Genomic DNA, 19,324 nt, shown 5'->3' on the forward strand with positions numbered 1-19,324 from the left:
GCGTCAGGAAGAGATCGCCACGCCTTTTCGAGGCGGCGTCGGCCAACCGTTGGGGGTCTCCGGCGAAGGCCGTTATTGCATCGGCGTCGAGCACCAGTCCGGCGCCTGCTGGGTTGCAGAATCGCTTCGGCGAAGCGGCGCGTCAGCTCGCCAATGCCGAAACCCGGCCCAGCACATAGGCCTTCGGCCGCCGTTCCTCGTGGAACTCGAGAAGTTCCCGCTCCTCTTCCACCCGGCGCAACATGATCGAGGTCAGGTGCATGGCATTGACGGCCAGCGCAGCGCCCGGCGACAGCAAGGTGACGGCCCCTGCCCCGATCCGGGCCGCCGCCCGCGCCGAAAGCCGCGCCGCGCCGGTCGCCATCGGCCCGCCGGAGAACACTCCGACATGACCGCGGCGATACTTATGCAGGTCCGGCTCCATGACCGGCCACTCCGCCCGCCAAAGCGCCGGATCGTTGACGAAGCACCGCGGCGCGATCTCGTCGAGCACACGGGCGTCTATGCCGATATCGGCGACCAGCGTTTCGCCGCACAGCGCCCGGCCGGGATAAAGCAGATGGCCGGGCTTGCGCCGGAAGAAGGTGACTGTCAGCGCCGCCGGCGCGGCAATGCCCAGCACCTGGCCGGTGGCGCCGGAAACGCCGGAAGGCAGGTCCACCGCGACCACGCGCACACCGGTTTCCGCCAGGCTGCCCAGAACGCGGGCTGCCGCGCCCCCGACCGGTTTGGAGAGCCCGGCGCCAAACAGCGCGTCGACGGCGATGCGCCCCGGCAGCGGCCGATAATCCTCGAGGGGAGCGCATTCGGCGTGGCACCGCGCCGCCACCGCTTCGCAGTCGGACCCTTGGCGCGGCATCGCCAGCCGCCAGACCTTTGTGTCGAGACCCCGCTCCCGAAGGAGATCGGCAACGACATAGCCATCGCCGCCATTGTTGCCGGGCCCGCACAGAATGTCGAAGCCGGCCGCACCGGCGAACCGTGCGAGAACCGCGTCCGCGACGGCGGCACCCGCACGGTCCATCAGGCCCGCGCCGTCATGCGGTCCCTTCTCCATGGCCAGCGCGTCGGCGCGGCTCATCTCTTGCGGCGTAAGCAGTTCAATCATGGCGGCCCTTTGTGCGACAAGTTTCCACGACGCCGCCCGTCGCGGCAATTGCATTTCGCGCTCTGCTAATTCTTTTTGCATGGTGCACAATAATTGATCACTTGTTAGGGTGCAGACTGCATGTCAGCCGGGCAGCACGGCCCGACCAAGCGCCATCATCTGCACAGCGGGCCGCGCTTCCCGGCGAAAAGCCACTCCCGCCCCGTGCCGGAACGCCCGCGCATGAACTGGCACGCTTCGTGCATACGATAACGGGAGCGGGGGGCGAACCCTGCTTTACAAAGCAATCGGAGGCCGCCAAAGCATGAAGAGATCGAGGCGATCATCAAACCGTTCAGCTCGACGAGGTGAAGGAAGCCCTTCAGGAAGTCGGGCTTCAGGGCATCACCGTCCCGAGGCGAAAGGTTTCGGCCGCCAGAAGGGACATACGGAGCTCTACCGTGGCGCCGAATATGTCGTCGACTTCCTGCCGAAGGTGAAGATCGAGGTGGTGCTCGCCGACGACATGGTCGAGGCCGCTATCGACGCCATCCGCAAGGCGCGCAGACCGGCCGGATCGGCGACGGGAAGATATTCGTCACGAATGTCGAGGAAGTGATCCGCATCCGCACCGGCGAGACCGGACCGGACGCGTCTGAACGGCCACCGAACCGATTGTTGAAGAGTTGTCATAGACAGGGATTGAAAAGAATGACGACAGCACAGGACCTTATGAAGCAGATCAGGAAAACGACGTGAAATACGTCGATCTGCGCTTTTACCGACCCAAGGGCAAGATGCAGCACGTGACCATGGATGTGGGCTCCGTGGACGAGGACATGTTCGCCGACGCGTCATGTTCGCGGCTCATCGGATCGCGGCTGGAAGGCCATCAACGAGTCCGACATGGTGCTGATGCCGGACACCGAATCGGCCCATATGGACCCCTTCTTCGCCCAATCCACCATGGCGGTGATCTGCGACATTCTCGATCCGGTTTCCGGCGAATCCTATAATCGTGATCCGCGCGGCACCGCAAGAAGGCGGAAGCCTATGTGAAGTCGGAAGGCTTCGGGGACACCGTTTATTCGGCCCCGAGGCGGAATTCTTCGTCTTCGACGACGTCAGGTACAAGGCCGACCCCTACAACACGGTTTCAAGCTGGACTCGACCGAACTGCGTCCAACGACGACACGGAATATGAGACCGGCAATCTCGGTCACCGTCCGCGCGTCAAGGGCGGATATTTCCCGGTTCCGCCATCGATTCCTGCAGGACATGCGCTCCGAGATGCTCACGTATGGGCGAGATGGGGTGAAGATTGAGAAGCACCACCACGAGGTGGCCGCCGCCCAGCACGAGCTCGGAATGAAGTTCGACACGCTGACCCGCACCGCCGACATGCAGCAGGTCTACAAATACGTCGTCCACCAGGTCGCCAACGCCTATGGCAAGACGGCCACCTTCATGCCCAAGCCCATCTATGGCGACAACGGCTCCGGCATGCACGTGCACCAGTCGATCTGGAAAGACGGCAAGCCCACCTTCGCGGCAACGAATATGCCGGGCTTTCCGAGACCTGCCTCTATTATATCGGCGGCATCATCAGCATGCCAAGGCGATCAACGCCTTCACCAACCCCTCGACCAACTCCTACAAGCGCCTGGTTCCGGGCTTCGAGGCACCGGTCCTGCTCGCCTATTCCGCGCGCAACCGTTCGGCCTCCTGCCGCATTCCCTTCGGCTCCTCGCCGAAGTCCAAGCGCGTCGAGGTCCGCTTCCCCGACCCGTCGGCAAATCCATACCTGGCCTTCGCGGCCATGCTGATGGCCGGCCTCGACGGCATCAAGAACAAGATCCACCCCGGCCAGCCGATGGACAAGGATCTCTACGACCTGCCGGCCAAGGAGCTGAAGAAGATCCCGACCGTCTGCGGCTCCCTGCGCGAAGCCCTGATGAGCCTCGACAAGGATCGCGGCTTCCTCAAAGCCGGCGGCGTGTTCGACGACGACCAGATCGATTCCTACATCGAACTCAAGATGGCCGAGTGCTGCGTTTCGAGATGACGCCGCATCCGGTCGAGTTCGATATGTACTACTCGGTCTGATCCGCGCCACGCGCTTTGCAACGAGCAGAACCCCCGGTGGAAACGCCGGGGGTTTTTCGTTTGCCGGCGGCGGGCGGGCGGCTACAGACGGTCGAGCGACCAGCTGACGATTTCGGCGGCGGCAACCTGGAAGGCGGCGTCGAGCGCACGGAAATAGGCATTGTTGCCGCTTCCGCTGACAGGCGCGCTGGCCACGAAGGTCTGCGAGGCCCGGACGACGCCCGTGCGGTCGTTCAAAACGCGGACGTAAAGCTCGACGAAAGCCGCCTCGCCGCCATCGGCGCGAATCTCGAATGCGCGGATTTCCGGAATGATCTGATAATCGATGGCGAGCCCATCGCCTGGCTTGCCGACGCCGCCAAGCGCATCGGTCGACTGAAAGGCCGCGGAGAGCTTGGCCTGGACGATGTTGGGCAGATTATCGGCCCAGCGCGCGCCGCCGAGGAGTTGGACGGCGCCATCCCGGGTCCGAACGACGATGTTCTCGCCGTCGAACACTTTCAGCGCGTCCGGCTCGGCAATCAATATCTGGACACGCGCCAGCCGACGGCCGCTCTCGACGCGCGGTGAACTCAGCTCATAGGCGTCGACCGGCGGCGGACCGAAGCCGGGAATGGCTGCGCATCCGCTCAGGGAAGCGGCGAGTGCAAGCCCGCATGCAATGCGCAATCTTCTCAATTCGAGCTCCCGGAAATCCCCTGCCCCCGTACAGGTCGAAAGTCTTGCGGGCCGATCTGTCCTTGTCAACGGCGCTGGCGGCCCTCATAGCGCCGAATGGAGCCTTCCCCACCGGTAATGATGCGTTGCGGGTTCTGCTCGAATTCGGTGACGGCGCGCTCTATGCGGTTGATCGCGCGCCGGGAGTCTTGCACCAGCGCCTCCACCTCGCGCAATCCCTGAACGGAAAAGCGCGAAAGCCCCTCGGTGATCGGTCCTATGCGGGCATTCAGCGTTTCGGCCACCTGGCGGAACGATTGCAGCGTGGCTCGCGCCTCTCCAATCAGGTCCTCGCCTTCGCCCGCGTCCAGCATGCCGTCGAGCTTCGCCAGCACGCCATCGACGCGAACGGAGGCCTGGTTGAGCCGACTGGCAAGCTGGCCCGCGTCGGAGATGAACTGATCGATATCCTCGGTGCGTCCGCCGATCGTCTGGCTGACGCGGGCGATGTCCTTCGAAGCCTCGTTGACGGCGGTGCTCGCCTGCTCGAAATTCTGAACGGCCGTGGCCACGGCCGCGGCGTCCACTCCCTCCAGCACGTCATCGACCTTGCCGAGCGTGACGGTCGCATTGCGCGAGAAGTCGCCGATCGAGGCGACCGCCTCGTCAACGCCCGCCATGATCGTGTCGAGCTCGTCGCTGGCGCTCGCCAGCCGGCTGGTGAACGTGTCGATATTGCCGACGATCTTGGCCACCCGCTCCCTGTCGACGGAAACGATCAGTTCCTCGGCTGCCTGCAGGGTCGTTTCGAGCTGGTCCGAAACCTTCGCGATGGTGCCGGACAGGTTGCTGACATTTTCGAGGAAGCGGTCGATGCCTTCGGCATTGCGCGACAGCGAGGCAGAGAAGGTCTCGACATTGCGTAGCGTCTCCGTCAACGGACCGCGCGCGTCGGTCACGAAGCCCTCCAGTTCCCCGATGACGTTGTCGGCGCGCGTCAGGAGGCTTTGGGCCGTCTGCAGCAGGTTCGTCACTGCGGAAGGGCTCGCCGTGATCTCGGCGACCGTATTCTGCTCCTCGGCCAGTTCGAGGAGGTTCGGCTCATCGGGATCCCCGCCTTCAGTTCGATATTTGCCGTTCCGGTGAGACCCGCCAGCCCGACATCGGCCTGCGTCGAGCGCGTGATGGGCGTCAGCCGGTCGACCTCCGCATCGGCGATGGCAACGCTCGGATTGGTAAGGTCGAGATAGACGCGGCGGACATCGCCCACCTGGACACCGTTGAAAAGAACCGCGCTGCCACGTCGAAGTCCGGACGCCGAACCGGGGATGCGGAAACGCAGCGTAGCGGTCTCGCCGCGATCGCCGATTGCAGCCGTCCAGTAGACGAACCCGAATGCCGCCAGAACGGCAAGGATCGTGAACAACCCGACGACGACATAATTTGCTTTTGTTTCCATCAGTTAGACGTCTTCTTTATATCTGTTCGTCAGCGATCTATACGCCGCGCGCGCTTGCCCCGGAAATAGGACTTCACCCACGGCTCCTCGCTTTGCATCATGTCGTCGACAGTGCCTTCCACCAGTACACGTTTCTTGCCCAGCACGGCAATGCGATCGCATGCCGTCAACAGGCTGTCGAGATCATGGGTCACCATATAAACGGTCAGGCCCATCGTATCGCGCATCTTGGCGACCAACTCGTCGAAGTCGGCCGCACCGATCGGATCGAGGCCGGAAGTGGGTTCGTCCAGGAACACGATGTCGGGATCAAGCGCCAGGGCGCGGGCAAGCGCGGCGCGCTTGATCATGCCTCCCGACAATTCGTAAGGGTGCTTGTAAGCGGCATCGCGCGGCAGCCCCACCAGTTCCACCTTGAGCAGCGCCAGCTCGTTCATGAGCGCCTTCGGCAGGTCGAGATATTCGCGCATGGGGACCTGAATGTTCTCCAGGACGGTCAACGCCGAAAACAGGGCGCCGTGCTGGAACATGACGCCGAGGCGCATGTCGAGCAGCATGCGCTCGTGCTCGTCCAGATGCTGCAGGTCCTTGTCGAACAGGCAGATCGACCCGGCGGCCTTGGGCACCAGGCCCAGTATGGCGCGCAGCAGCACCGACTTTCCCGACCCGGAAGCGCCGACGAAGCCCAGGATTTCGCCGCGATACACGTCCAGCGACAGGTTTTCCAGAACGCTTGTCTCGCCGAACCTCACGCTGACGTCCCGCGCCGAGAGCACCACCTCGCGCCGTTCGTTCTGCGCCGGCTCGGCGCCGTCGTTTTGGGGCGATGCGGCCATCAAAATCGATCGCCGCGTAGAACATGGCAAACATCCCGTCCACCACGATGACGACGAATATGGCCTTCACCACCGAGGCCGTGACGTGGCTGCCGAGCGACTCGGCGCTGCCGCCGACCTTCATGCCTTCGACCGAGGCGATCACGCCGATGATCAGCGCCATGAACGGCGCTTTGATGAGGCCGGCGAAGATGCTCGACAGATCGATGGCCTCACGCAGTCGGTCGATGAAGGCAGCCGGCGGGATGCCCGAATAAAGCCAGGCCGTGGCCATCGCGCCAGCCAGCGCGGCGAAATTGGCTACGATGGTAAGGCACGGTATGGCGATCACGAGGGCGACGAGGCGCGGAAACACCAGCACGCCAACGGGGTTGAGGCCGATCACGGTAAGGGCGTCGACTTCCTCCCGCATCTTCATGGAGCCAATTTCGGCGGTGATCGCACTTCCGGAGCGGCCGGAGATCATGATCGCCGTCATCAGCACGCCGAGCTCGCGAAGGATCAGGATGCCGACAAGGTCGACAACGAATATCTCCGCGCCGAAATAGCGCAGCTGGAACGCGCCCTGCTGGGCGATGATGGCGCCGACGATAGCCGACATCAACACGATGATCGGCACGGCGCCCACGCCCATCCGGTCGATCTGGCTGACGATGGCCGCCGGGTTGATGGCATGCTTGCGGCCCAGCTTCATCTGGGCGCCGCTGACGGTGGCCCCGAGGATGTGAAGCCCGTAGCGTATATCGTCGCGCGCTTCGTACATGGAGCGGCCGACAGCCATGGGAATACGAACGAGCCAGCCGTCCCGCGGCGGCTTGGGCGGCAATTCCGGCTGTTCCGCGATTGGCTCGACGGCCTCCAGCAATATTCTGGCGGCAGCGCTTTCGCCGCTGATCTCGACGGTTGCCCCGCGCCGCCGCTGTTCGGCGATGAGCCGGGCGATCAGCCATGCTCCGGCCGTGTCCAGATAGCCCGTTCGGGAAAGGTCGAGTTCCAGCGTTTCGAAATCGTCGCGTGCCAGAAGTGCCCGCATATCGCCGTCGACGAGGCCCACCGTCCGCGTGGTCCAGTCACCGGCAAGCCGGCAGGCCAGCGTGCCGCCGTCGGACGAGGTTTCCACGGCCGGGGCGCGCACCGCCCCAGGCTGGCCTTCGTCATGTGCTTGCGTCATCTCACTGCTCGCCATAAACGTGCTTTAGCGCATCAACCCGTTCCGTGGGAACCGATTTCGCCCCGCGCGGCTTCGGATAGAGGCTTGCCCACAACAGACGAACCCGAGAGGACCCATGCCGCTTTCCCTGATCGTCGAAGTCGAGCGCTTTCCCATTGCCGGCGTTTTCCGCATTTCCAGGGAATCGCGCACGGAAGCGACTGTCGTCACCTGCATTATCGGCGACGACAGGGCGACCGGGCGCGGGGAGTGCGTGCCGTACAAGCGCTATGGGGAGACACTGGAAGGGGTCGTTGAACTCATTGAAAGCCTCCGCTCCGACATTGCCGACGGCATCACGCGGCGGGAACTCATGTCGAAGATGCCGGCAGGGGCGGCGCGCAACGCCATCGACTGCGCCCTGTGGGATCTGGAAGCCAAGCGGAGCGGCAAGCCCGTTTACGAGCACGTCTGCCGGCAGCCGCCGCGGCCCGTGACGACCGCCTACACGATCTCGCTCGGAGAGCCCGACGAGATGGCCACACGGGCGCGCGCCGTCTCGGACCGGCCGCTGCTCAAGGTGAAGGTCGGCGGCGCCAATGACGTGGCCCGCATTCGAGCAGTCGCAGCGGCCGCGCCGAACAGCCGGCTCATCGTCGACGCCAATGAAGGCTGGAACGACGACAACATAAAAGACAATCTTTTGGCCTGCGCCCATCACAATGTGGCGCTGGTAGAGCAGCCGCTGCCCGCGGGGAAGGATGCGATATTACGGGATATTCCCCACGCCGTGCCGGTCTGCGCCGACGAAAGCCTGCATACCGCCGATGATCTGGAAGCGATGCGCGGCCTTTACGACGCCATCAACATCAAGCTCGACAAGACCGGTGGCCTGACGGCAGCGCTGGAACTGCGCGAAAAGGGCCGTGAACTCGGCTTCTCGATAATGATCGGCTGCATGGTCGGCACGTCGCTTGCCATGGCGCCCGGCGTCTTGTTGGCGCAAGACGCCGATTTTGTGGACCTCGACGGGCCATTGATGCTCAGGGAAGACCGTGTGCCGGGGCTCCGCTATTCCGGTGCCCTCGTTTCGCCGCCCGATCCCGACCTGTGGGGCTAGAGTGCTTCCAGGAAAAGTGGAAGCCGGTCTTCGGTCTAGAATTGCATACGGTTCGGCGCTCTTGTGAAATGGTGAACGGATCTAGGCCGGTTCGACTTCGACCGGCTTCGGGCGGATGCCGGCTTCCAGGCGTTTGCGCCCACGTTCGGCCGCTGTCGTCAACGCGGGATGGCCCGTCCATGACAGAATGTCGAAACGGCCGTCGAAATCCTCGACCAGCGCGGTGCAACTCTCCACCCAGTCGCCGGTGTTCATGTAGCGCACGCCGGCGATGTCCTCGATCGCGGCGTGATGGATATGGCCGCAGATCACTCCGTCGACATTCGACCGCACCGCTTCCTGCGCCAGGATGTCCTGAAAGGAACTGATGAACTTCACGGCCTTCTTGACCTTGACCTTGGCCCAGGAGGAGAACGACCAGTAGGGCCGCCCCATGAGCCGGCGGAAGAAGCCGACGGCCCGATTAACCAGAATGGCACCGTCATAGGCCTTATCGCCGAGATAGGCGAGCCAGCGGACATTGTGCACCACGGCGTCGAACTGGTCGCCATGGATGACCAGAAAGCGCTTTCCGTCCGCGGCCTCGTGGACAATGCGGTCGGCCACCACGATCCCGCCGAAATGCACGCCCTGGAAAGGCCGCAGGAACTCGTCGTGATTGCCGGCGATATAGTAGATTCTCGTCCCCTTGCGCGCCTTGCGCAGCAGCTTTTGCACGACGTCGTTATGGGCCTGCGGCCAATGCCAGGAGCGCCGCAGCCGCCAACCGTCGACGATATCTCCGACCAGATAGATCGTCTCCGCCTCGTGATGGCGCAGGAAGTCTATGAGGAATTCCGCCTTGGCGGGCTTCGATCCCAGGTGAACGTCCGAGATGAAGATGGTGCGGTATCTGTGGGGCGTGGCGGCGGTCATCGCTTCGTCCATGCTAGAGCCTTCTGCGGTCAGATCGAATCGTTTGGGCTCCGCATGGATGCGGAAAACCGAGGAAATGAGGGCATTTTGTGCGTTCCAGAGGCCTCAAGGCGTTCCAAGTGCGGTCGCGCCTCCTATGGCCAGATTCATGTCACAGCCATATGACGGTTGTTTATTGCCCCCCTTGCGGCTAGATGAACCGGACGGAAAATCGGGGAGAAAATCATGGATCTCGGCATCAGCGGGAAGAACGCCATCGTCTGCGCATCGAGCCGGGGCCTCGGCCGCGGTTGCGCCATGGCGCTGGCGGAGGCCGGCTGCCGCGTGGTCGTCAACGGGCGCAGCGCCGATTCGGTGAAGCGGACGGCCGAGGAGATCCGCGACCGCTTTTCCGCCGAGGTCGCCGAGGTCATCGGCGACGTGGCGGAGCCTGCGGTCCAGAAGGCGCTTCTGGCCGCGTGCCCCGCGCCAGACATCCTCGTCAACAATAATGGCGGCCCTCCCCGGCGCGACTTCCGGGAGCTTACGCGCGAAGCGATGCTCGACGGGGTGACCCAGAACATGGTCGTTCCTCTCGAGCTCATTCAGGCCGTGGTGGACGGTATGGCCGAGCGCGGTTTCGGCCGTATCGTCAACATCACCTCGCTTTCCGTGTACATGCCGATCGAAGGTCTCGACCTTTCGTCCGGCGCGCGCGCCGGTCTCACGGCCTTCCTTGCCGGGGTGTCCCGCACCGTGGCGTCCAGCAACGTGACCATCAACAACATCCTGCCCGGCAAGATGGATACCGAGCGCCTGCAAGGCGGAATTCGCCGCGGCGCAGAAACGTCGGGAATGAGCGTCGAGCAGCAGGCCAAGCTCCAGATGGAGGCAATCCCGGCCAAACGGTTCGGAACGGCAGAGGAGTTCGGCAAGGCCTGCGCTTTCCTGTGCTCTTCGCATGCGGGCTACATCACCGGCCAGAATCTCATCCTGGACGGCGGCCTCTACACCAGCGCATTCTAATTCTTCCCGCATCGCGAGCGGACAAGGGAATATTTCATGGCGGACGACCAGCCCCTATCGACCGACAGTGCGGATCTCGACGAGGCAGCCCTCTTCTTTCACCGATATCCCGTTCCAGGAAAGCTGGAGATCCAGGCAACGAAGCCGCTCGGCAATCAGCGCGACCTCGCGCTCGCCTACTCGCCCGGCGTTGCGGCGCCATGCCTTGCCATTCAGGAAGATCCGGGAATGGCGGCCGAATATACCGGGCGTTCCAATCTGGTGGCCGTGGTTTCCAATGGCTCCGCCGTCCTGGGATTGGGCGATATCGGCCCCCTGGCCTCCAAGCCCGTGATGGAAGGCAAGGCGGTTCTGTTCAAGAAATTTGCCGGCATCGACGTATTCGATATCGAAATCGATGCACCCGACATTGCGCGCATGGTGGACACCGTGTCGGCGCTGGAGCCGACATTCGGTGGCATCAACCTCGAGGACATCAAGGCGCCCGAATGCTTCGAGGTGGAAGATCAGCTCAAGAAGATCATGGATATCCCGGTCTTCCACGACGACCAGCATGGCACCGCCATCATCGTCGCCGCCGCGATCCTCAACGGGCTCGAGCTTGCCGGCAAGGACATCGCGAAAGCGAAGATCGTGACTTCCGGCGCCGGCGCGGCCGCGCTCGCCTGCCTCAACCTGCTGGTTCATCTGGGCGCCAGTATCGAGAACATCTGGATCACCGACCGCTTCGGCGTCGCTTATCGTGGCCGCACCGAGGAGATGGATCGCTGGAAGGAGCCCTACTGCAAGGACACCGATGCGCGCACGCTGGCTGACGTCATCGGCGGCGCAGACATTTTCCTCGGCCTGTCGGCGGCCGGCGTCCTCAAGCCGGAAATGCTCGAGCACATGGCGGATCGTCCGCTGATCCTGGCGCTGGCCAACCCCAAGCCGGAGATAATGCCGGACCTTGCCCGGAAGGCCCGGCCGGACGCGATGATCTGCACCGGCCGCTCGGACTTTCCGAACCAGGTCAACAACGTCCTGTGCTTCCCCTACATCTTTCGCGGCGCCTTGGACGTGGGCGCAACCGCGATCAACGAGGAGATGAAGATGGCCGCCGTGCGGGCCATCGCCGCACTGGCGCGCGAGGAGACCTCCGATGTGGCGGCCCGTGCCTATTCGGGCGAGACACCGGGCTTCGGGCCGGACTTCCTCATCCCCTCGCCTTTCGACCCACGACTCATCCTGCGGATCGCACCCGCCGTCGCCAAGGCCGCCATGGAAAGCGGCGTTGCCACACGGCCGATCACCGATATGGACGCCTATCTCGACCGGCTGAACCGGTTCGTCTTCCGCTCGGTGCTCATCATGAAGCCCGTTTTCTCGGCCGCCAAGGCGGCGGGGCGGAAGCGCGTCATATATGCCGACGGCGAAGACGAAAGGGTGCTGCGCGCGGCCCAGGTCGTGCTTGAGGAAGGCATCGCCGAGCCCGTCCTGATCGGCCGGCCCCAGGTGATCGAGACGCGCCTCAAGCGCTACGGGCTGCGTATCCGCCCCGACAAGGACTTCGCCATCGTCAACCCGGAGGACGACCCGCGTTACCGCGACTATGTCGATCTCCTGAGCCGCCTCACCGGCCGGCGTGGCGTGACGCCCGAGGCGGCCCGCACGATGGTCCGCACCAACAACACGGTCATTGCCGCGCTCGCCATGATGCGCGACGAGGCCGACGCGATGATCTGCGGACTTGAAGGCCGTTTCGAGCGCCATCTGCGCAATGTCGACATGATCATCGGCCGCCGTGAAGGCGTGGACGAACTGTCCGCCCTGTCGATGCTGATCACGCAGCAGGGCGTCATGTTCTTCACCGATACCTATGTGACCGTCGACCCTTGCGCCGCCGAAATCGCCGAGATGACCGTGCTTGCGGCCGAGGAGATCCGCCGTTTCGGCATTGAGCCCAAGGCGGCGTTGCTGTCGCATTCCGACTTCGGCTCGCGGGATTCGGCGAGCGCGCTGAAGATGCGCGAGGCGACCGATATCCTGCATCGCATCGCACCGAACCTGATTGCCGACGGCGAGATGCATGGCGACTCTGCCCTGTCGGAGACCCTTCGCATGCGCGTGTTCCCGCACGCCAGCCTGAAGGGCGAGGCCAACCTGCTGGTTTTCCCGAATCTCGATTCGGCGAACATCACCCTGACCACGGTGAAGGTGATGACCGACGCGCTGCATGTCGGCCCGATCCTGCTGGGTACGGCACGGCCAGCCCACATCCTTACGCCTTCCGTCACGTCGCGCGGCGTGGTCAACATGACCGCGCTTGCGGCGGTCGAAGCCCTGCAGCACCACGCTCGCTAAATTTGCTTGTACGCGGATAAGTGGTATTTAAGACCGATGCGCTAGAGGGAGCGCATTGTGGCTGAAAGCAGTCGAACGCAGGGTTCGGCGGCTGCTGGAGTTCGGGAAAGGCGCGGCCGCCTTCCCGGGGGGCGGGCATGAACACTCACAGGCATATCGCCTATATGGTGCGGGCGTTGGCATTGGCGCTCGCCTGCGTCCCGATCCTGGCACAGCCGGCTGGAGCGCAGTCACGCGCCTGCCGCAGCCTGCAAGCACAACTGGCCTCCCTGCCTACGAGCGCATCCGCCGGTCAGGCGGCGAAATACGACCGTGCCATCGCTCAGCAGGGCGTCGAACTCGGGCGCGCGCGCGACAATGCACGCACCGCCCGCTGCGGCGGCCTCTTCGCGAGCCGCTCGCAGCAGTGCGCGCAGCTCAACGCCACGATTGCCCGCATGGCGCGCAACCTGGCGGACCTGCAGAACAAGCGCCGCACGATGACGGTGCCCTCAGGCTCTCGGCGCGAGCGCGCACGCCTCCTTGCCTCGCTCAAGGCGAACGGGTGCGGCAACAGACCCGCAGCTTCGGTCCCGGTCCGGAAGGAGGCTCCGAAACACCAGCAGGCCGCGCGGCCCGACTCCGGCGGTGCCGTCTACCGCACCATGTGCGTCCGCCTCAGCGACGGCTATTATTTCCCGATCTCCTTCTCCGTTCCCAGAATCATGTTCGACCGGGACGCGGCAGCCTGCCAGGCCCGGTGCCTTGGCACCCAAGTGGCGCTATACGCCTATGACGTGACAGCGCAGGAGAGCAGCGCCATGGTCTCCGTGGCTGACGGCAGTCCGTACACCGAGCTCGATACGGCCTACAGATACCGACAGGCACCGGTGCGCACGCCTATGTGCGGCGCCGCCGCTCCCGCACAGAAGAAGAGCTTCACCATCCTGGCTGGAGCAACGGACAAGCGGGAGGTCGCGTCGATACCGGCCCCGATCCAGCGGCCCGATCCCGAAGCGCAAGAGACAGGCACCGAAGCGGCCGTCGATGTCGCACCCGCCAAGCGCGAACCTCGCGAGGGCGCGCCGGCGGGCGATCGTCGGGTCAGGGTCGTCGGGCCAACGTTTCTTCCCGACCAAGCAGAGGCAATAGATTTGCGAGCTCCGGCCCGGACTCCAGTCCGGTCAGCGCAACCCTGAGCGGCTTGAACAGCGCTTTTCCCTTGCGCCCGGTCCGCTCTTTCAGAACCGACGTCCATGCAGTCCAGGTCTGATCGTCCCAAGGCTCGGGCGGCAGATGATTCATGGCCTGGCGCACGAAATCGCGATCCTCTTCGGAAAGGTCTACCGGATGCTGAATGCCTTCGGTAACGATGCGCCACCAATCGACGGCCTCGCCGACGGTTTCAAGGTTGCCGCGCACGGCAAGCCAGAAGCGCTCGGCCTTCTCGCCGACAATTCCCATCGCTGCCAGCCGGTCTTCAACCGCCTCGAACGGCGTTTCCTGGATGAGGTTGCGGCTCAGCCCGCGCAATTCCGCCGGGTCGAATTTCGCAGCGGACTTCGAGCTGGACGACGGCGAAAAATGGGCGGCAAGTTCCTCCATGTTGCGGCAGGCGACAACGGGGCCGGATGTTCCGATCAGCACCGCAAGGGATGCGACCGCCATGGGCTCTATGCCGGCCTCACGCAGGCTCGATATCGATAGCGCACCGGTGCGCTTGGAAAGCCCTTCGCCGGTCACGCTGGTAAGAAGATTATGGTGCCCGAAGGAAGGCGCCTTGGCACCCAGGGCGTTGAACAGGGCGATCTGCGCTCCCGTGTTGGTTACGTGGTCGTCGCCGCGGATGATATGGGTGACGCCCATTTCGATATCGTCGGCGACCGACGGCAGTGTGTAGAGAAACGTTCCGTCTTCGCGGATGAGGACGGGATCGGACATGGAAGCAAGATCCACCGTCTGCGGGCCGCGGACGATATCGTCCCAATGCACCTCCGTGCGCTCGGTCTCGAACGGATTGTCCCTGAAATTGGGCAGCAGGAAGCGCCAGTGAGGGCGCCTGCCCTCCGCTTCCAGCGCCGCCTTTTCCTCGCCGCCAAGCTTCAGCGCCTCGCGGCCATAGACGGGTGGAAGCCGGCGGGAAAGCCTGATGCGGCGCCGCCGTTCAAGCTCCTCGGAGGTCTCGTAGCAAGGGTAGACAAGCCCTGCCGCCTTCAGTCTTTCGGCCGCAGCCTCATAGACCGGGACACGGTCCGACTGCCGGACGACGGCATGCGGGTGAATGCCAAGCCACTCCAGGTCGCGCTCAATCTGCTGGGCGAACTCCCGGCGCGACCGTTCGACGTCCGTGTCGTCGAAACGCAGGATGAAACGCCCATCCGCCTTCAGCGCGAAAAGCCAGTTGAACAGCGCCGTGCGCGCGTTGCCGATATGGATGTGGCCCGTCGGGGACGGTGCGAAACGAACCGTTGTGTTCATGCGGCGGGCGTAGCCGACCGTTCAGCCGTTTGCAAGGCGCGCGAGGCAAGCCGCCGCGAAACGAGCAGCATCAGGCCCGACGCGGCAATGCAGTAAAAGCCCATGACCAGCACCTGCAGGGGAAACGACACACCGAGATCGATCAGATATCCGGTCAGCCCCGGTCCCATTGCCGAAGCGAACACCATGACCGCCACCGTCATCGCGCGGACCGCGCCGAGGAAACGCGTGCCGTAGACCTCCGGCCACAACGCGCCCATCAGCGTGTTCGAAAAACCGCTGGAAACGCCGAGCAGCCCCATGAACACGAAAATGCTCCACTGCGCCTCCAGCATGCCGAGCACCAGACAGGCAAGCGCCATGGGCAGGAGAAAGACGGGAAGGAGCGCGGTGGCGGAGAATTTGTCGATCAGATGCCCGCAGATGAGCGCGAACGTCACGGTCGACACGGCCATGAAGGTGAAGGAAGCCGCGAAGACCTCCAGCGACCACCCCCGCAGTTCCACCAGGTAGACCTGGTGAAAGAAGATGCTCGTGCCGATGAAGGCAGGCGCCATGATGCCCAGCAGCAACAGGTAGAAGAACGGATCGCGCAGCACCTCCGCTCGGGTCCAGTCGCGGACGGCGCCGCCGCGCGGCAGCGGATCGCTGGCCCGGGGGCGCCGCTCCTGCGCGAACAGGCTTGCCACGAGAGGCATCGCAAGCACCGTCAAGGCGGCCGCGGCGACCAGCCACCCGTTGCGCCATCCCACGAGCCCGGCAATCGTGACGAAGAAAAAGGGGATCGTGGCCGACCCCGCGTCCACGCCCAGCGACACGACCGAGACGGCACGGCCGCGCTGGGACGCATACCATCGGCCGATGGCGGTCATGGCGTTCTGCGTCATCATTCCCTGGCCGAAGAGCCGGAGCAGGTAGACCGTGACGACGAGCACGGCGATCGACCGGGAAAGCGCCATGGAAACGCAGGCAAGCGCCAGCATCGGCACGATGAAAAGGGTCACCGCGCGCGGCGAATAGCGATCGACGATCTGGCCCAGATAAGGCAGCGTCAGTGCGCTTGCCAGCGTAGCGAGCATGTAGAGAAGCCCGAACTCGCCATGCGAAAGCGCATATTCCTGGCGGATGTTTCCGGCCGACAATGAAATGAAATAGGTCTGCCCGAATGCCGAGAAGAAGGTGAGCAGGAACCCGCCCGCAAGCCAGCGCGCGTTCTCGCGTAGAAACTGAAAAAAGGGCATCAAGCGTCTCGAGGCAGGATGAAAGGCGGCTCATCCGCAAATGGCGGCCGCACCGGGGATGCAGGCGATCTTAAAACCTGAAGCAGGCTTTGCAACCTTGCCCGTTGGGCCACGGCAGCAATGGCATCGCGACAGGCCGAGGCGGGCGTCGGGTTCCGTTGCCTGGCCCGGCGCCGGCCTCAGCTCCGGTCGCGGAACTTGTTGGTGATCGGATAACGCCGGTCGCGGCCGAAGTTCTTTCTGGTGATCTTCACGCCGGGCGCCGCCTGCCGCCGCTTGTATTCGGCGATATAGAGCAGGTGCTCCACCCGGTGCACGGTCTCCCGGTCATGGCCACGCGCGACGATCTCGTCGACGCCCATCTCGTTTTCGACCAGGCATTCCAGAATATCGTCGAGCACGGGATAAGGCGGCAGCGAATCCTGATCGGTCTGGTCGGGCCGGAGCTCGGCCGAGGGCGCCTTGTCTATGATCGCTGCGGGAATCACCTCTCCCGAAGGCCCAAGAGCGCCGGGCGGCACGGTCCCATTGCGCCAGCGCGACAGGCTGTAGACCTGCATCTTGTAGAGATCCTTGATCGGATTGAAGCCGCCATTCATGTCGCCATAGAGCGTGGCATAGCCTACCGACATTTCCGACTTGTTGCCTGTAGTGACCACCATCGAGCCGAATTTGTTGGACAGCGCCATCAGCAGCGTTCCGCGCGTCCTGCTTTGCAGGTTCTCTTCCGTCACGCCCTCCTGGGTACCTTCGAAAACCTGCGTCAGCGCGTTCAAAAATCCCTCGACCGGCTCGAAAATCGGCACGATTTCGTAGCGGCAGCCGAGCGCGCGCGCGCAATCCTCGGCATCCTTGAGCGAGTCTTTCGACGTATACCGGTAAGGCATCATCACGCAGCGCACGCGTTCCTCGCCGAGCGCATCCACGGCGAGCGCCGCACAGATGGCCGAGTCGATGCCCCCGAAAGGCCCAGCACAACGTTCTTGAAGCCGTTCTTGTTCACATAGTCCCGCAGCCCGAGCATGCAGGCGCGGTAATCCGCCTCTTCCTTCTCCGGAATTTTCGACATGGGACCCGACGCGCAAACCCAATGCTCCGCCTCCCGCTTCCAGATCGTCACCGCCAGCGTTTCCTCGAACTGGCTCATCTGGAAGGCCAGCGTCCTGTCGGCCTGTATGGCAAAGGATGCGCCGTCGAAGACAAGCTCGTCCTGCCCGCCGAGCTGGTTGGCGTAGATCAGCGGCAGGCCGCTTTCGATCACCTGGAGGATCGCCACCTGCTGGCGCACGTCCACCTTGCCCCGGTAATAGGGCGATCCGTTGGGTACGAGCAGCAGTTCGGCACCGGATTCGGCCAGCGTCTCGCAGATGCTGAGCGTGCCCCATATGTCCTCGCAGATCGGAATGCCCAGCCGCACCCCCCGGAAGTTCACGGGGCCCGGCACGCTAGGCCCGGCCTGGAAAACGCGTTTCTCGTCGAACTCGCCGTAGTTGGGCAGGTCGAGCTTGTGGCGCTCCGCGATGATCCTGCCGTCGTCGAGCAGGACGATCGAGTTGTGCAACCCGCTATCGCGCCGCAGCGGAGTGCCCATCACCATGCCCGGCCCGCCGTCGGCCGTATCGGCGGCAAGGTCCGCCACCGCCTTCTCGCAGGCCGCGACGAAGGCCGGCTTCATGACCAGATCCTCGGGCGGATAGCCGGCGATGAACAGCTCGGTGAAGAGCACGAGATCGGCGCCTTGCCGTGCTGCATCGGCCCTGGCCGCGCGCGCCATTGCAAGATTTCCCGCAACATCACCTACGACGGGATTGAGCTGGGCAACGGCGATGCGCAGGATATCGGGAGAAGCGTTCTTGATCATGCAGCCCCTGTAGCCCGCAACCATTCCGGTTGCAATAATGGCTGCTGTCAGGACGGCGCTAACTGACGCCCAGCCCGCCCTCGCCCCTGTCCAGGATGAGCGGAATGATCAGGTCTTCCTCATCATGCAGATGCCTGCCCAGCATGGCGATCAGCCGGGCGTTCTCGTCCGCATAGGCATCTCCCGCAAAGCGCTTCGCATCGCTGTCGGCTTTTTGGAGGACGGTCAGGAATTCCCTGGCCGCTTCGGCGTTCCGCTCGAGGGCGTCGTGGATGACGTGATGGTCGCTGTCGAGGAGTTCGAAGCCGCGCGCCAGCCTGGCCTCGGCGGCTGCAAATACCGGGAAATAGTGCATGTCCTCGATCTGGTGGTGGCCATGGAGCTGCTGCAGGAAGAAGCGCAGGCGCGGCGCGAACCATGTCTGGAAGGCATCCGGAGCCAACCGCCCTTCGCGGTAGTCGAGCACGCTGTTCTGCAGCATGCCGCTCAGCTCCCGAAACATGTCGTGCCGCTGAAGCCAGAACTGGGCCATGTCGCCCAGATTTTCGTGCGTCTTCCACTGTTCGCGCGGGTATTTTTCCAGCAGGAACCGCAAATCCTCGGGCAAGCCGTGGCGGATTTCCAGCCCAAGGCCGTCGATCCGGTTATTCATGCGGGCCGGCTTCCCCAGCCACAGGCACATCCCAGGACGAACGCTCGAACTGCGGCAGCCCATCCTGGATCTCGTAGAAGTCGCCCTTGTCGGCGACGAATATGTGTGACTTCGCCACCAGGCCGCTGGGCTGATCGAAGCTCCCGGCAAGAATGGACGTGACATCGGCGCCGAGACGCTTCCAGAACATGGCCGATCCGCAGCGGCTGCAAAAGGCGCGCCGGGCAAAGTCTGAGGCGGCGTACCACGTCAGATGTTCGCCGCCGTCGATCTCCAGCCGGGAATCCTCGAGATCGGTTGCCGCATAGTAGAGCCCTGACTGCCGTCGACACTGCGAGCAGTGGCAATAGACCACCTCCCGCAGCCGTCCCTGCGCGCGGAAACGGACAGCGCCGCAAAGGCACCCGCCGGTTCGTTCCTCAGTCATGAAACCTC

The 19,324-nt window shown here is 64.0% G+C and carries 12 protein-coding genes and 5 pseudogenes; 6 read left to right on the top strand and 11 right to left on the bottom strand.

The window, feature by feature from the left end:
- Window positions 1-142: 142 nt before the first annotated feature.
- On the bottom strand, window positions 143-1,108 hold the full coding sequence (locus NTH_RS00005; RefSeq protein ID WP_338528070.1) for an NAD(P)H-hydrate epimerase: 966 nt from the start codon (window positions 1,106-1,108) through the stop codon (window positions 143-145).
- Between the two features lie 312 nt (window positions 1,109-1,420).
- Between NTH_RS00005 and NTH_RS00010 the strand changes: the two are divergent.
- Window positions 1,421-1,741 (top strand): annotated as a pseudogene (locus NTH_RS00010) (P-II family nitrogen regulator); the annotation flags it as partial.
- 57 nt (window positions 1,742-1,798) lie between these two features.
- Window positions 1,799-3,193, top strand: a pseudogene (glnA, locus tag NTH_RS00015) (type I glutamate--ammonia ligase).
- A gap of 81 nt (window positions 3,194-3,274) precedes the next feature.
- Here the strand turns inward: glnA and NTH_RS00020 are convergent.
- The 4 genes and pseudogenes from NTH_RS00020 to NTH_RS00035 all read right to left on the bottom strand — a co-directional run.
- Window positions 3,275-3,871 (bottom strand): ABC-type transport auxiliary lipoprotein family protein, encoded by a 597-nt coding sequence (locus tag NTH_RS00020; protein WP_338528071.1) that lies wholly within the window; start codon window positions 3,869-3,871, stop codon window positions 3,275-3,277.
- 65 nt (window positions 3,872-3,936) lie between these two features.
- A pseudogene (locus tag NTH_RS00025) lies at window positions 3,937-5,309 on the bottom strand (MlaD family protein).
- A gap of 29 nt (window positions 5,310-5,338) precedes the next feature.
- Window positions 5,339-6,145: an ABC transporter ATP-binding protein gene (locus NTH_RS00030; RefSeq protein WP_338528072.1), complete on the bottom strand. Its 807-nt coding sequence runs from the start codon at window positions 6,143-6,145 to the stop codon at window positions 5,339-5,341.
- 1 nt (window position 6,146) lies between these two features.
- Window positions 6,147-7,331, bottom strand: a pseudogene (locus NTH_RS00035) (ABC transporter permease); the annotation flags it as partial.
- Window positions 7,332-7,431: 100 nt separating this feature from the next.
- Between NTH_RS00035 and dgcA the strand changes: the two are divergent.
- Entirely contained in the window at window positions 7,432-8,415 is a 984-nt protein-coding gene (dgcA, locus tag NTH_RS00040; RefSeq protein WP_338528073.1) for an N-acetyl-D-Glu racemase DgcA, read from the top strand.
- A gap of 81 nt (window positions 8,416-8,496) precedes the next feature.
- Here the strand turns inward: dgcA and NTH_RS00045 are convergent, their stop codons facing one another.
- A complete protein-coding gene (locus NTH_RS00045; RefSeq protein WP_338528074.1) occupies window positions 8,497-9,342 on the bottom strand; it encodes a UDP-2,3-diacylglucosamine diphosphatase in 846 nt (281 codons plus the stop codon).
- 213 nt (window positions 9,343-9,555) lie between these two features.
- On the opposite strand from NTH_RS00045, the gene NTH_RS00050 reads away from it, so the two are divergent.
- The 3 genes from NTH_RS00050 to NTH_RS00060 all read left to right on the top strand — a co-directional run bounded on the left by NTH_RS00050 (window position 9,556) and on the right by NTH_RS00060 (window position 13,856).
- Window positions 9,556-10,335 carry an SDR family oxidoreductase gene (locus NTH_RS00050; RefSeq protein ID WP_338528075.1) on the top strand — a complete coding sequence of 260 codons (780 nt, stop codon included), beginning with the start codon at window positions 9,556-9,558 and terminating at the stop codon, window positions 10,333-10,335.
- Between the two features lie 36 nt (window positions 10,336-10,371).
- Window positions 10,372-12,678 carry an NADP-dependent malic enzyme gene (locus NTH_RS00055; protein WP_338528076.1) on the top strand — a complete coding sequence of 769 codons (2,307 nt, stop codon included), beginning with the start codon at window positions 10,372-10,374 and terminating at the stop codon, window positions 12,676-12,678.
- Window positions 12,679-12,815: 137 nt separating this feature from the next.
- Window positions 12,816-13,856, top strand: a complete 1,041-nt coding sequence (locus tag NTH_RS00060; protein ID WP_338528077.1) for a DUF2865 domain-containing protein — start codon at window positions 12,816-12,818, stop codon at window positions 13,854-13,856.
- Here NTH_RS00060 and gltX read toward each other — a convergent pair.
- The 5 genes and pseudogenes from gltX to NTH_RS00085 all read right to left on the bottom strand — a co-directional run bounded on the left by gltX (window position 13,762) and on the right by NTH_RS00085 (window position 19,316).
- Window positions 13,762-15,135: a glutamate--tRNA ligase gene (gltX, locus tag NTH_RS00065; protein ID WP_338528078.1), complete on the bottom strand. Its 1,374-nt coding sequence runs from the start codon at window positions 15,133-15,135 to the stop codon at window positions 13,762-13,764. The genes NTH_RS00060 and gltX overlap by 95 nt on opposite strands.
- A complete protein-coding gene (locus tag NTH_RS00070) occupies window positions 15,132-16,376 on the bottom strand; it encodes an MFS transporter (protein ID WP_338528079.1) in 1,245 nt (414 codons plus the stop codon). The genes gltX and NTH_RS00070 overlap by 4 nt, the downstream gene beginning before the upstream one ends.
- Window positions 16,377-16,555: 179 nt before the next feature.
- Window positions 16,556-18,237, bottom strand: a pseudogene (locus tag NTH_RS00075) (NAD+ synthase).
- A gap of 58 nt (window positions 18,238-18,295) precedes the next feature.
- Window positions 18,296-18,889 (bottom strand): hemerythrin domain-containing protein, encoded by a 594-nt coding sequence (locus tag NTH_RS00080; protein WP_338528080.1) that lies wholly within the window; start codon window positions 18,887-18,889, stop codon window positions 18,296-18,298.
- Window positions 18,882-19,316 (bottom strand): GFA family protein, encoded by a 435-nt coding sequence (locus NTH_RS00085; protein ID WP_338528081.1) that lies wholly within the window; start codon window positions 19,314-19,316, stop codon window positions 18,882-18,884. Before NTH_RS00085 ends, NTH_RS00080 begins: the two co-directional genes overlap by 8 nt.
- Window positions 19,317-19,324 lie beyond the last annotated feature (8 nt).

It is taken from the genome of Nitratireductor thuwali, assembly GCF_036621415.1.
In the GTDB taxonomy this organism is placed as follows: domain Bacteria; phylum Pseudomonadota; class Alphaproteobacteria; order Rhizobiales; family Rhizobiaceae; genus Chelativorans; species Chelativorans thuwali.

Bases quoted from the DNA above. Each gene is read 5' to 3' on its own strand.
- NTH_RS00085 (WP_338528081.1), bottom strand. From the start codon at position 19,316: ATGACTGAGGAACGAACCGGCGGGTGCCTTTGCGGCGCTGTCCGTTTC.
- NTH_RS00080 (WP_338528080.1), bottom strand. From the start codon at position 18,889: ATGAATAACCGGATCGACGGCCTTGGGCTGGAAATCCGCCACGGCTTG.
- NTH_RS00045 (WP_338528074.1), bottom strand. From the start codon at position 9,342: ATGGACGAAGCGATGACCGCCGCCACGCCCCACAGATACCGCACCATC.
- NTH_RS00050 (WP_338528075.1), top strand. From the start codon at position 9,556: ATGGATCTCGGCATCAGCGGGAAGAACGCCATCGTCTGCGCATCGAGC.
- NTH_RS00060 (WP_338528077.1), top strand. From the start codon at position 12,816: ATGAACACTCACAGGCATATCGCCTATATGGTGCGGGCGTTGGCATTG.
- NTH_RS00005 (WP_338528070.1), bottom strand. From the start codon at position 1,108: ATGATTGAACTGCTTACGCCGCAAGAGATGAGCCGCGCCGACGCGCTG.
- NTH_RS00030 (WP_338528072.1), bottom strand. From the start codon at position 6,145: ATGGCCGCATCGCCCCAAAACGACGGCGCCGAGCCGGCGCAGAACGAA.
- dgcA (WP_338528073.1), top strand. From the start codon at position 7,432: ATGCCGCTTTCCCTGATCGTCGAAGTCGAGCGCTTTCCCATTGCCGGC.
- gltX (WP_338528078.1), bottom strand. From the start codon at position 15,135: ATGAACACAACGGTTCGTTTCGCACCGTCCCCGACGGGCCACATCCAT.
- NTH_RS00070 (WP_338528079.1), bottom strand. From the start codon at position 16,376: ATGCCCTTTTTTCAGTTTCTACGCGAGAACGCGCGCTGGCTTGCGGGC.
- NTH_RS00055 (WP_338528076.1), top strand. From the start codon at position 10,372: ATGGCGGACGACCAGCCCCTATCGACCGACAGTGCGGATCTCGACGAG.